At 56.2% G+C, this 13,217-nt stretch carries 12 protein-coding genes; 2 read left to right on the forward strand and 10 right to left on the reverse strand.

What is annotated here, in order from left to right:
- Positions 1–187: 187 nt before the first annotated feature.
- Complete coding sequence (uvrC, locus tag KLP40_RS13255) at positions 188–1,999, forward strand: excinuclease ABC subunit UvrC (protein ID WP_215594265.1); 1,812 nt, start codon at positions 188–190, stop codon at positions 1,997–1,999.
- Positions 2,000–2,131: 132 nt separating this feature from the next.
- On the opposite strand, the gene porN is transcribed toward uvrC, so the two are convergent.
- The 10 genes from porN to lipB all read right to left on the reverse strand — a co-directional run bounded on the left by porN (position 2,132) and on the right by lipB (position 12,437).
- Positions 2,132–2,998 (reverse strand): type IX secretion system ring subunit PorN/GldN, encoded by an 867-nt coding sequence (gene porN / locus KLP40_RS13260; RefSeq protein WP_215594266.1) that lies wholly within the window; start codon positions 2,996–2,998, stop codon positions 2,132–2,134.
- A gap of 47 nt (positions 2,999–3,045) precedes the next feature.
- Positions 3,046–4,626: a type IX secretion system motor protein PorM/GldM gene (gene porM, locus KLP40_RS13265; protein ID WP_215594267.1), complete on the reverse strand. Its 1,581-nt coding sequence runs from the start codon at positions 4,624–4,626 to the stop codon at positions 3,046–3,048.
- Positions 4,627–4,685: 59 nt separating this feature from the next.
- Positions 4,686–5,492: a type IX secretion system motor protein PorL/GldL gene (gene porL, locus KLP40_RS13270; protein ID WP_215594268.1), complete on the reverse strand. Its 807-nt coding sequence runs from the start codon at positions 5,490–5,492 to the stop codon at positions 4,686–4,688.
- 100 nt (positions 5,493–5,592) lie between these two features.
- The gene (gene porK / locus KLP40_RS13275) at positions 5,593–6,606 is read right to left on the reverse strand and encodes a T9SS ring complex lipoprotein PorK/GldK (protein WP_215594269.1); all 1,014 of its coding nucleotides are present in this window, start codon (positions 6,604–6,606) and stop codon (positions 5,593–5,595) included.
- A 237-nt stretch (positions 6,607–6,843) separates the two neighbouring features.
- A complete protein-coding gene (locus KLP40_RS13280) occupies positions 6,844–7,839 on the reverse strand; it encodes a PorP/SprF family type IX secretion system membrane protein (protein ID WP_215594270.1) in 996 nt (331 codons plus the stop codon).
- A 143-nt stretch (positions 7,840–7,982) separates the two neighbouring features.
- Positions 7,983–8,801 carry a uroporphyrinogen-III synthase gene (locus KLP40_RS13285; protein ID WP_215594271.1) on the reverse strand — a complete coding sequence of 273 codons (819 nt, stop codon included), beginning with the start codon at positions 8,799–8,801 and terminating at the stop codon, positions 7,983–7,985.
- A gap of 77 nt (positions 8,802–8,878) precedes the next feature.
- On the reverse strand, positions 8,879–10,057 hold the full coding sequence (locus KLP40_RS21550; RefSeq protein ID WP_215594272.1) for a DUF4271 domain-containing protein: 1,179 nt from the start codon (positions 10,055–10,057) through the stop codon (positions 8,879–8,881).
- A gap of 14 nt (positions 10,058–10,071) precedes the next feature.
- On the reverse strand, positions 10,072–11,139 hold the full coding sequence (locus KLP40_RS13295; protein ID WP_246558825.1) for an MraY family glycosyltransferase: 1,068 nt from the start codon (positions 11,137–11,139) through the stop codon (positions 10,072–10,074).
- 66 nt (positions 11,140–11,205) lie between these two features.
- Entirely contained in the window at positions 11,206–11,625 is a 420-nt protein-coding gene (locus tag KLP40_RS13300) for a hypothetical protein (RefSeq protein WP_215594273.1), read from the reverse strand.
- Complete coding sequence (gene lipB / locus KLP40_RS13305; protein WP_215594275.1) at positions 11,622–12,437, reverse strand: lipoyl(octanoyl) transferase LipB; 816 nt, start codon at positions 12,435–12,437, stop codon at positions 11,622–11,624. The genes KLP40_RS13300 and lipB overlap by 4 nt, the downstream gene beginning before the upstream one ends.
- 294 nt (positions 12,438–12,731) lie before the next feature.
- On the opposite strand from lipB, the gene KLP40_RS13310 reads away from it, so the two are divergent.
- The gene (locus KLP40_RS13310; protein ID WP_215594277.1) at positions 12,732–13,091 is read left to right on the forward strand and encodes a YraN family protein; all 360 of its coding nucleotides are present in this window, start codon (positions 12,732–12,734) and stop codon (positions 13,089–13,091) included.
- Positions 13,092–13,217: the final 126 nt, after the last annotated feature.

The raw sequence follows: 13,217 nt of genomic DNA on the forward strand, positions 1-13,217 counted from the left end.
TTTTTACGGAATGTGGCCGGGACACCCCGGCCACATTTTTTGTTGTCTTCCTGACAACTTTCCGCCGCAATCCTCCCGCTTCGTCCTCGTACCCGTACTTGGTACGATAGGCCCATCGCCTATACCTTGAGTACCGCACAACCTCAGCGTCATCCGCTGAAGAATCAGCGAAAATCAGTAATTATTTATGGCCGCCTCTCCTGACCTGCAAGACCAGATCCGCCAGCTGCCCCACCGCCCGGGGGTATACAAGTACTTCGGCGACGAGGACACCATCATTTACGTGGGTAAGGCCATCGACCTGCGCAAGCGCGTCAGCAGTTACTTCACCAAGCAGGACCACAACAAGAAAACCCAGCAGCTGGTCAAAAACATCCGCCGCATCGAGTTCACCATTGTGGATTCGGAGTCGGACGCGTTTCTGCTGGAAAATAACCTCATCAAGCAGCACCAGCCCAAGTACAACATCCTGCTCAAGGACGGCAAGACCTACCCTTACCTGCTGCTGACCAACGAGCGGTTCCCCCGCCTCATCCCGACCCGCAACAAGCGCCCCGGCGACGGCCGCTACTACGGCCCTTACGCCAACGTGACGGGCATGAACCTGCTGGTGGAGCTCATCCGGGCCCTGTACCCGCTGCGCACCTGCACTTACAACCTCTCGGAGGCCAACATCGAGGCCGGCAAGTTCAAGGTCTGCCTGGAGTACCACCTGGGCAACTGCAAGGGCCCCTGTGAGGCCCACCAGGACGAGGAAACTTACAACCAGTACATCCAGCAGATCCGGCAGATCCTGAATGGCGACCTGCGCCTGCCCAAGCAGTACTTCCGCGACCGGATGACCCAGGCCGCCCAAGAACAGCAGTATGAACTGGCCCACCAGTTCAAGGTCAAGCTCGACAAGCTCGACGAGTTCCAGAGCAAGAGCACCATCGTCAACGCCAACCTGACCAACATCGACGTGTTCAGCATCGCGTCGAACGAGAAGTCGGCCTTTATCAGCTACCTCAAGGTGATGAACGGCAGCATTGTGCTCACGCAGTCGGTGGAGGTACAGAAGAAGCTTGATGAACCGGATGAGGAGATTCTGGCCCCGCTGGTGATGCAGATGCGGGAGGAGTTCGAGAGCGAGTCCAAGGAAATCCTGACCAACATTGCCCTGCCGCCCCTGCCCCTGCCCGGCGTGGCCATTGCCCAGCCCCAGATTGGCGATAAGCGCAAGCTGCTGGAGCTGAGCCTCAAAAACGTGCTCTACCTGCGCAAGGAAAAAGAGAGCATGAACGACCGGAGCAAGGACCTCAACGAGGTGCGCATCATGGAAACCATCAAGAAGGATTTGCGCCTGACGGAACTGCCCAAGCACATCGAATGCTTCGACAACTCCAACTTCCAGGGCGATAATCCGGTGGCCGCCATGGTGTGTTTCCGCAACGCTCGGCCCAGCAAGAAGGACTACCGCCACTACCACATCAAAACCGTCATCGGCCCCAACGACTTCGACTCGATGTACGAAGTAGTGACGCGCCGCTACCGCCGCCTCGTGGACGAGGGTGCCAGCCTGCCCCAGCTCGTGATTGTGGACGGCGGCAAGGGCCAGCTCAGCATGGCCGTTAAAGCCCTCAAAGACCTGAATCTGTGGGGGCAGATGGCCGTCATCGGTATCGCCAAGCGCCTGGAGGAAATCTACGTGCCCAACGACCCGCTCCCGCTCTACATCGACAAGAAGAGCGAATCCCTGCGCCTCTTCCAGCGCATGCGCGACGAAGTGCACCGCTTCGGCATCACCTTCCACCGCAACCGCCGCGACGCGGGCACGCTCAAAACCGAGCTCACCGACGTCAAGGGCCTCGGTCCCGTCACGGCCGATAAACTGCTCACCAAGTTCAAGTCCGTCAAGAAAATCAAAGAGCTGTCCGAAGCCGAACTGGTAGCTGAAGTCGGCAAAGCCAAAGCCTGCATCCTGATCAGCTACTTCTCCCAAACCGATGCCCAAGTCTGAACAACGGCACCCGAAAGCCCCCTGAAAAAGCCAAAGGCCCCCAACCATTTCTGGTCGGGGGCCTTTGGTTTTCAGGGGGCTTAGAAGAGATGTCGGCATCTGCGTCATCCCAGCATCTGCACCATCTGTGATTTAGAAAGACCACAGGTTATACTCGTACTCAATCAGGTCGGCGGCGGCCTGCTGCGAGGCCAGGATACCCTGCTGCTGACCACCGTAGACTTCGTCCAGACGGGCATCATTCGGGTTCGATACCTTCACGATGTAGGAGTTGAACAGCCAGAGTTCGAACGCGTCGGCCAGGTTCTTGTGCTGGGCATCATTCTGGGGGTTAAACCAGATAGCCTTATCCGGATTGGCCCGGAACACACGCACCAGGTCGCTGTACTTGAACGTAGCAATGGGCTTTTCAATACCCGACTGGTTAGCGCCCAGCGTCGAAGGAACAAGCAGGGTGATGGTTTTGATGTCGTGATACATCCGCGACCGTTTCTTGTCGAAGATCATATCCTCCTTCAGTTCCATCTGGTACAGGTCCTTAGGACGGAAGCCAAAACTAGATGGAGCAGCAGGAGCAGCAGGTTTGCTACCCTTTTTCTTGGGAGCACCCCAATCATCGCCGGTATCCTGAGTGAAGCCGGCATCAATTTCCTCCTGGCTCAGACCGGCGCTTGCCTCCACGTAGGAAGAGTTAGCGGCTACTTCCGCAGCAGAAAAAGTCGTGGTCAGGGAGTCGTTACGGTACGCCTGCAGTTCACCCCGCTTGACCGCATCCAGAATTACCCGGCTGATTTCCTTGCCTTCCGCGAACATGGGCTTGTTCTGCTTCTCACGCAGGTCAATCGCGCGCCAGATCGTTTTGCGGAACAGAATATCCGAATTCGGGATCGGGCGGTACGAGCCGTTGCTGCTCGCAGTAGTGGCTTGCTCCTGAGCCGATGCTGCCACCGACAGCGTGAGGCCCGCCGCCAAAGCGGTGAAGGAAAGGAATTTGTTCATGCCAGAGAAATCAAAAAGCGTGACGGATAGTTCAGAACCGGTAACGCTTAGATCAGCGGAATATTGAAAACTTTGGTAACGTTTACGTCTTCCACGTTACCCTGGAAGTTCTGGCGCTGCACTCCTTTTACTTCGATGTAAAGACGGTCGCCTTCGCGGGCCGTGTTTACCACCGAGCTCAGGTCTACGTTCGGACCGTTTACTGGAATAGCTGCCATAACCGGGCGCTTGCCGCGTACCAGCGTTACTTCGTAGCGCGATACCCGGAAACGAGCGTCGTCGGGCAGGAAAGTAGCAAAACCAGCATCCGCTACGGCCTTCATGTTCATATTCCGAACAGCCGTGATGGGCGTACCCTGCTTTTCATTGACCGGACGGCCACCTACCCAGCACTGCACGTCAGGCTTAGGAATAGGACGAACCTGGAACGTCTGCGAACCAATGGCGTTACCACCGCTGCTCACGTTCAGGGTAACTTCTTTGGCATTAGGTACTAACGTAACGTCGCCTTTGTTAGCGCCTTTGATGGTAGCAGCCCCGGAAGCCGAGAAGCTGGGGTCGTACTGGGCACCCAGCGCGGGAACCTGTACGCTCAGCTTGTTGCCGCACCGGAAGTACAGTGCCTGCACCGAAGCCGACTGAATCTGCATTACCGGCTTGGTGATGGTGTAGGGCACGTTTACTTTGAAGATCGTGTCACGACCGTTCTGCTTGAACCGGATCGTACCGCTCCAGGAAGCCTTGGCATTGCCTTCTTTGTCGAAAGAGCCCGGGCGCACCGTGAATTCCACTTTGCCTTTCCCATCGGGACCTACTGACAGGGGCGAGCCATTGAGCGTCATGCTGGGGTTGAGGCCCGAAGCCGAAGCCGTTAGGAACAGCTCCGCTTTGTACTTAGTACCAGCGGCCACCGTATTCGACTCGGCACTGGCAAAAGCGCCAATCTTATCGAACACGATAACTGAGCCACCCACGCGCTGCGCCAGGTTGTTGAGCGCATCCGATTCGTACTTCAGCACTTCGGCTTCTTTCTGAGAAAGAACGGCCAGCGCCGCTACCACGGGCGTATTTTCGAAGTTCAGCTGCGCAAAGTTCTTGCTCTTCTGCTCCTTGTCCGTCACCATCGGGTCTTCGCCGGCGTCGAGGGCCAGGGGAGATACTCCGGGGATGATGTTTTTGATGTAGTCCGAGTACTTGTTGAGCTCGCCCTTCATCTTGTAGCCTTCGCCGTTTTTGTTGGCGCCCAGCATAAGCTCCGCCACTTTATCCTCGGCGCTCATGTTTTTAAACTCGTTCTTGCCTTTGTTCTCCGTTTTAGTGAGCAGCTGCTCACGCACACCCGACAGATAGGCAATCATTTCTTTCGTCCGGTCCCGAACTTCCTGGCTCTGCTTGAGCACGGCCAGATCTTTGGGCTGGTTGCGGTTCTTCTCAACCTGCGCCTGAATCCCCTTCACGGTTCCGTCGTTTGCTTTCAACACCTTTCCGTTAATGGAAGAAAGGCTGTCGTCGAGAAACTTGAACTTGAGTAGAATTGCTGAGTTTACCTGTAGGGCCAGAAGAGCGGTGAGTACCAGGTACATCATCCCGATCATCTTCTGCCGTGGAGTCTCTTTACCTCCCGCCATCGTGTCTACCTGTTGCTATACTAGTGGAATTGGATCTGAACCTAAGGGGTATTCCAGCCTTAGCTGGTAGCCCGCATAGCGTTCAGCATGTTGCCGTACACCCGGTTGAGCGAAGTCAGGTTGGTGGTCAGGCCAGTTACTTCCTGCTTGAACTGCTCGGTTTCCTTGCCGGCCTCGGTCAGGTTCTCCATGGCCTGCGCGAGCGTACCATAGAACTTGTTCATCGACTTGAGGTGGGTGTTGGCATCCTGCAGCTCCATCTCGTACACTGCATTCAGGGCGCCCAGGTTCTTGGTTACGTTCTGAACCTGCGCGTGATATTCACGGGCATCATTCGACGCATCAGCCATGGCCGACATAGCCTGCACCGTGCTCGAGTACGACTCGTTAATACGCTCCAGCGACTGGGCCGCGGTGCGCACTTTAGTAGTGTATTCTTCGGTAGCGTTGGTAGCGTCGCCCAGAGAGGAAAGCTGCTGGGTAGTAGTGCTGAGGCGGTTCAGGCCCTGACCCAGCGAAGAAATAGCCTCGGGGGTTACGTTGGCGTCCTTCAGCATATCATCGAGCTTGCGCGTCAGTCCGGTGCCGTTGTTCTCCTGCAGGAAGCTGGGGTTGCCGGTCGAGGGGTCATAGCCTTCGCTCAATTCCGGGTAAACCAAGGACCAGTCTACATCCTTAGGAGTTGGCTGGAAAGCGCTCAGGAAGAAGATCAGGGCTTCCGTACCCAAACCAATAATCAGCATTATGCTGGCGCCTTCCCAGTGCTGGATTTTGAACAGAGCGCCTACAATTACAACTGCTGCACCGATGCCATAGATTTTGGGCATCAGCACATCATACAGAAAACTACCGCCTTTAGCTGCCATGTGATTTGGGTGTTGAAAAGAAGTTTGTTGTGGTATTGATTTTAGGGAATGCAGGGGAGGAACGGTGGGTTTTCTTCGAAAAGAGCGTTGGTAAAGCTACTTAGTAAAGTCCCGAGCCGGAGCCAATCTGAATCATGGCCGTACGGAAACCGATGTAGGAACGGGCCGAATCCTGATATTCAAAGTTGCGGGTGCCGGTTTCGAGGAAGTACGCAATGTCCTTCCAGGAACCACCGCGCACTACTTTGCGAGGCTCGTTGTCGTCGGGGTTGGTCGGGTTCATATCCCAAACCACGGGCACCGAAGCTTCCATGTAGGCATCATCGCACCACTCCGACACGTTGCCCGACATATCGTACAAGCCGAAATCGTTCGGGAAGAAAGCTCCTACGGGAGCCGTGTAAGCATATCCATCCGAAGCGTAGTCGCCACGGCCGGGCTTGAAGTTGGCCAGCATGCAGCCTTTGGAATTGCGCAGGTAAGGGCCACCCCAGGGATAAGTGGCAAGATCACGTCCGCCGCGGGCAGCGTACTCCCACTCGGCCTCGGAAGGCAAACGGAAGTTAGGCGTGGGTGCCAGGCCAACTTCCTCGTTAGCGGCGTTCTTGTTTTTGGTGCGCCAGTTGCAGAAATACTTAGCGGCAAACCAGTCTACGCCCACCACCGGATAATCATCAAATGCCGGGTGGGTATAATAGTACTCCATCAGCGGATCACCCATGTGGTAGGTGAAGTCACGTACCCACACCGTGGTATCCGGGTAAAGCTCCGTCATAACGTACTCCTCGCCCAGCACGTCAATTGAATCCTGCCGGATGGCATTCATGAACTGACGGTACTCGTTGTTGGTGATTTCGGTTTCATCCATGTAGAAGCCGGCAATGGTCACCTGCTTGTTCATGTTCACCATGGAGGCCGAGATATCCTGGTCGGTCTGGCCCATATGGAACGTTCCACCGGGGCAAGGCACCATCCCAAAGGGTACTTCCTGCGGATTGAACTCCGGACGGTCCTCCGCCCCAACCAGGTCGCCCTGGGGTCCTTTACCAAAACCACAACCCCCCAGGATGAGCGTCGAGAAAGCGACGAGAGGCAGTATGAGAAACTTATTCATGTGAGGAAAGAAAAAGGCGGTCGAGGCGGCGATACCCAAAGATTACAATTTTTCGAGCTGGCAAATCTAACGAATCGTATGTTCGTACGCAAGCCATACGGTCAATGCCAGGATTTTGTCTGCGAACTGATGATTAAGCCGGTTAAACAATGGCAGGCAGCACGTTAGTTGGTGTGTAAGCAGGCGCAAACAAGGGCAAAAGGAGCAGTTTGGTTACCTAGGGCCAAAACTTTGATTTTAGAAGCTGTAGCGGGGCGTACGAATAGCTGGGCGAATCCTCAGCCCTGGTTTAGGCAGACGGTAACCCAGCATAATTTCAAAGGAGCTGGAAGCCTTAGCATCTTGCCCAAATGCAATTACGTCATAAGCCAATCCCAACCTGAACGCATTGTCTTTGGCAAAGCTGAGACCTCCCAATACAGTAAAGGCGTCCTCTGACCGGTAGCCTAATCCTCCCCAGAACCGATCATCAAAGGTAGCACGCGCGCCCAGTTCGTAGGAAGCATTCCGGGTTGAAAATTTCCCATCATCTCCAAATTCCCCCGGCAGCACCACCTTCACAATGGCCGTCGGCGTGAGCACAACGGAGGACGTCAGATCGATATTGTAGCCCCCCGTCAGATAGGCGTGGTTCTCAGTCAAATATCGGGCCGAAGCGCCGCTGATTGGCCCCGCCTGGCTGTTAAATTTATACGTTGAGCGTAACAGATTATTTGTGCTCAGCCCCACGTAAAACTTTGGGGCCTCGTACCAGAGGCCAGCACCGGCATCGAACTTGCGGTCAGAGCCATTATTGGGCACAGAATCATCACCCGGATCATTCGCCCGGTACCCCCCTTCGTAGATATTGTTGAATATACCCTGCACGCCCAATCCCAGCTTGCCTTCGCCTAACTGCAGGTGACGGGAATACGACAACTGCACATTAGTGGTCGTAATCTGAGCAATCTGGTCCCGATACACACCGATACCTACCCCCCCGGCCAGTACCGGAATGGGAAGAGAAACCGTCAGGGATGCCGTATTGGGAGAACCTCCGTCATCGAAGGTAGCGTTGTATCCAATGTATTGCGACCGGCCAATACCCGTGATTTCGCCATAGCCTTTAATGCCCGCGTATGCCGGGTTGAGGGCCATACCATTGAGCCCGTACTGACTGAACTGGGGCTGCTGCTGAGCAGCTGCTTTTCCGGCTATCAGTAGCAGGCAGGCACCGAATAGATAGTTCTTCATAATAATCAGCGATGAGCCGGGGCCTGAGGAAGGAGCAGGTCAGCGTTTTCAAATGTAACGAAAAAACCACCCCGACTCACTTCCGGAATATACAAAAGAAGAGCAACAAGGGTTGCTCTTCTTCCTGCTATATATCAGCTAGTTTACTTGCTGCTCTTCTTCTCTTTCACAACGTCAGGTCCGTGGTGCATGCGGATGTAGGCTTCAATGGCCCCGGTCATGGAAGGGGCATTGGGCTGGGGAGCTTCGATATCGAGGAACAATCCGGCATCAAGGACAGCTTTGGCCGTAGTAGGACCGAAGGCTGCAATCCGGGTATTGTTCTGCACGAACTCCGGAAAGTTGATGAACAGGGAGTTGATGCCGGAAGGACTGAAAAAGGCGATGCAGTCGTACTTCACGTCCGTCAGATCCGACAGGTCGCTGGCGACGGTGCGGTAGATAACCGCCTCGGTAAACTTGAACTTATTGGCCCGCATGAACTCCGGAATATCATCCTTGCGGATATCGGAGCAGGGATAGAGAAACTTCTCGCCCTTGTGCTTCTTGATGACGTCGAACAGGTCAGTAGCGGTGCGCTGGCCCACGAACAGCTTACGCTTGCGCAGCACAATGTACTTCTGCAGGTAGTTGGCCGTTTGCTCCGAGATGCAGAAGTACTTCATTTCGGCCGGCATCTCCACCTTGGCTTCCTGGCAGATGCGGAAGAAATGGTCCACGGCATTACGGCTGGTGAAGATAATGGCCGTGTGCTCCAGGATATTGACTTTCTCCTTGCGGAAATCCTTGTAGGAAACCGGCTGCACTTCAATAAACTCGCGGAAATCTACTTTGATCCCATACTTTTCCGCAATGGAAAAATACGGAGAGACGTCACTGGTCGGCTTGGGTTGGCTGACCAGAATGGTGGCAATGCGCTTGGCGTGACGGCCCGTCCCCGGTTGGTCTTTGTTCTCGGCCATAGGGTAGGAAAAGGTAAAGCTAAAGCAATAAGGAAACGTTGCAAACGGTAGCGGGTGGGAGCCGCCAGCGCCGGTGGTCAGAAGGTAAAAACAATCAGCTTGAGCAGAATGACCAAGGGAATCACTTCTGTGGCGCAAAGGTACGAAAACAAATGCAGATTTAGTAGCGACACCCGACGATGCAACGTGCGCCCGACCCGCCACACCGTCCCGACCAACAGCAAGGAAACCACTCCGTTGGATACCCACAGTACCGTTTCGGGCAGGCGCTGATTCAGGCCCAGGTAGAGCAGCATCACGACGGGCAGAAACAGACCCATGAACAGGATGGTGCGGATAAACTCCCGGTACTGAATGGTCACCAGCTCCGTTACGTCGAAGATATACCCCATCAGTTCCAGGAACAGGTATTTACCCAGCACGAAACCGGCCACCACCACTGTGTATATCAGCACCTTCACCACAATGGCTGATTCGGCCACGTCGAAGAGGCGCCGTAGAATAACGATGTTCTGAATATTGGTGTGAATGGCCACCAGCAGCAGCGCAAACGACAGGGCAAACAGCAGCACCAGCACCAGGTTGAGCCAGGTAAGCGTGGGCTTGATGAGAAAGTCCTGCTCGGCGCTGCCCTTGCCCCAGAGGCCCTCCAGCTGGTAGATACGGGCAAAACCCGGCTGATACGTAGCGCGCAAGCCACCGTAGCCCAGCCCTATCAGCAGCAGAAAGCAGACGAATACGTTCTGGCCCTGATGGCCGCGGGGCCGGGGCTGGGCCAGCAACGGGGCCGCAGCCGCCGGGCCGGCCGAGCGTACTGCCGCTGGCTGGGCATTTGTGAAAGATGCCAGGTTCGGAATAGCATCCGGGTGCCATACGCACAGCAGATGCGGCCCCGCTACACTACCCGCTGGCAGCAGGGCCGCCAGGTCAATGGTGTAGGCATCCGGGCTGTTGGCGGTAAAAACCAGCCGGTTATCGAGAAACAAACTTAGCCTTTCGCGGGCCGTGAAGTTGATCAGCAGCGGCTTGCCGGGCCGGATAGACAGCCACTGGTAATAGGCGTGCGCGGGTGCGTGGTAGTCGGGCAGGTAGAGCACCAGGCGGTTGCGGGCCTCATCGTGAATCAGCCAGTCGGCGGTGAGGCCGGCCCGGGGAGCCGGCGGGAGCGGACGGTACTCGGCGGCCCGCACGGCGGCCGGAGCCAGCCAGATCAGCCCCAGCCACACGAAAGCAAAGAGAAACTGCCGGAAACGCACCCGTTCAGAGCTGGTTAGGAAGCCACGCGCTGCCGCTCAGCCCGACTGTGATACACCCCCAGGAATACGCTCAGCAGCACCGACAACACGACCAGCATGGCGATGAGCATGATATTGCCGAGATAGGCAAAATTAATGACCATCAGAATCACAACCAGGTTCAGCAGCCCCAGCAGGATAACCGTACTGATTTGCTGGAAACCCATGGCCAGGATGCGGTGATGGACGTGGTTTTTATCGGGGGAGAAAGGCGAGCGGCCGGCCATCATCCGCACAATAAATACCCGGAGCGTATCAAACAACGGCACGAACAGAATACCCACGGCCACGGCCGGCGCGGCGGCGTGGAAGGGCTGGTCCGCGCTGAGCCCCATCTCAATAAACTGAATGGTGAGAATGGACACAATGAAGCCGCACACCAACGAACCGGTGTCTCCCATGAAGATACTGGCCTTGTGAAAGTTGTAACGCAGAAAACCCAGAATGCCGCCTACCACACACACCGACACAAAGGCGTAGTTCTGATATTCGGCTCCCCCGTACTGGTAAAAGTAGTAACCGTAGGTGCTCACAATGATGAGCACGATGGAACCGGCCAGACCATCGAGCCCGTCAATCAGGTTGATGGCGTTGGTAATGCCCACAATGGCGAAGAAAGTAAACGCGTAGCTGATACCGATGGGTAGTTCCTCAATGCCCAGGATGCCCTGAAAACTGGTGATGCGCACATCGGCCATAATCATGACGATGCCCGTCGCCAGCAGCTGCCCCACGAACTTCTTGGCCACCGAAATACTCACCAAGTCATCTTTCAGCCCCACGAAGAAGAGCACAATGCAGCCAGCCAGCAGCTGCTGCACCCCGTTGTTGAGGGGCGCAAAGATGGTGAGGGCCGACATGAAGCCCGCAAATACGGCTACCCCCCCCAGGCGGGGCGTCAGTGACTCATGCACGGTGCGCACGTTGGGCGTGTCGAGCATGTTTTTCAGGTGGGCGATGTAAATAATGGACGGTACGGCGAACAAAGCCACCAGAAACGCCCAAAGGGAGGACAGACCCAACTGAATTCCGAGTGCATTCATTGCGGTTCGGCTCTGGTAAGAAGCGCGCCCCGACCTGGGCCACGCAATGGAAAGACAAAGATACGGTTAGCGGTGCAGTACGCCGGGCTGCTCATCGAGCAGGGCAATGGGCGTCAGCTTATCGGCGGCAATAGTGCCGGGCTCGAACACGAATTTCTTGTCAAATACCTGGCTGCCGATGTAGTAGCTCACCCAGTACTGGTTGTGCAGGTGAAACAGGGCCGGATCAATGGGCTCAATGGCGGCCACGGCCTGGGCCGGTACTTCGGGCAGCACGTGGCGCAGGGTGGAGGTGCGGATGGCTTCGCCCTCAGGGCTGGTGCCGTAGCCATTGGAGCTGACGATGACGTTTTGCAGCGCCTCCTCATTGGTATTGAGCAGGTACACCTGCCAGCCTTGCTGCTCGCCGGCAGTCGGAGCAGTGGCATCAGGAACCACGGCAATGGAAACGCCCTCTACGGGACGGAACGTAATGTCTTTTTTCATAAAGCAGATTCATTGACCAACCCGGCCCCAAACAAACGAGCCAGGTGGGGCAGCAGGCGCTCCTGCACTTCGGCTACCGGTATGGCCTGGCCCAACTCCTGTTGCAGGGAGGTTACGGCCTTGTCAGTGATGCCGCAGGGTACGATGTGGCGGAAGTAAGTCAGGTCGGTATTGACATTGAGGGCGAAGCCGTGCATGGTTACCCAGCGGCTGCACTTCACCCCCATGGCGCAGATTTTACGCGGATTTGGGGCGCCCTCTTCAAAATCGAGCCAAACCCCGGTGAGCCCACTAATACGCCCGGATTTTATACCGTAATCCGCCAGGGTGCAGATAACGGCTTCCTCCAGCAGGCGCAGGTAGCGGTGGATGTCCGTGAAAAAATTATCGAGGTCGAAGATGGGGTAGCCCACCAACTGTCCCGGGCCGTGGTAGGTAATGTCACCGCCGCGGTTGATGCGGTGAAAACTGGCGCCGTAAGCAGCCAGTTCGGCATCATTGAGCAACAGATGCTCGGGCTTGCCGCTCTTGCCCAGCGTGTACACGTGCGGGTGCTGGCACAGCAGCAGGTAGTTGGGCGTTGCAACTATCGGCGCACCAGCCTCCTGGGCCTGGCGGTTGTGGGTTTTGAGAGCCAGCGCCGCCGCCAGCAATTGCTCCTGCAGGTCCCAGGCCTCTTGGTAGGCTACCAAATCCAGCCGCCGGACCACTACTTCCCGGTTCTGGCCCGTTGTAGCCGGAGCGGCCGCAGGTTCCTCTGCCAGACGAGCATTTGTCGGAGCAGGACTTACGCAGGCGGAATACTGGGTCATGAGTACTTTTAAAATTAACGAAACCAGCCGGCCAGAAGCCGTTCTGCCGGTTTGCAGACCAGACAGAACTAGTAGTAATAGTCAGTCATCTAGTCTTTTTCGGCTGGACATACCGTACGTTTCGCATGGTTTCGCGCCGGAAGCAGTCCGGAACTCCAACTCTGCCAACCTTTCGGCACGTAACACACCCAAAGGTACTAGATTTCGCTCCAATCTGCTGCTTTTCCCGCCCCGACCCGCCTGCCGAAGCCTAGCGTAGCGGCCGCCTGCTGTTTCACTGTTTTCGCTCATCCCATGTCCCTACCTGCTCACGAGCTCGGCCACGCGGGCGAAGACGCGGCCTTGCATTACTTGCTCGGCCGCGGTTACGAGCTGCTGCACCGCAACTACCGCTACCGCCGCGCCGAGGTAGACCTGATTATGCGCCTGGGACCTGCCCTGCTGGTGTTTGTGGAGATAAAAGCGCGGTCTTCGGCGCAGTACGGCCACCCCGAGGAATTCGTGACCGAGCGTAAACGCCAGTTGCTGCGCCTCACCGCCGAACACCTACAAGAAACCCTGAATTGGTCCGGCGACATCCGGTTCGACATTCTCGCCCTTACGCCCGCCGCCGCCGGCCTGCGCATTGAGCACTTCGAGGACGCGTTCTATTAAATTAGGACTTACGCAAACGGCTTTCTCAGCGTACCAAGCCCATGAAAGTCACCGCTCAATTGTATGGCCAGTTTCTGCTCAGCAGCCAGGTCAACTACACCGGCACTTACTTGGCCGAGCACCTGG

This window comes from Hymenobacter piscis, assembly GCF_018760735.1.
Lineage (GTDB): Bacteria > Bacteroidota > Bacteroidia > Cytophagales > Hymenobacteraceae > Hymenobacter > Hymenobacter piscis.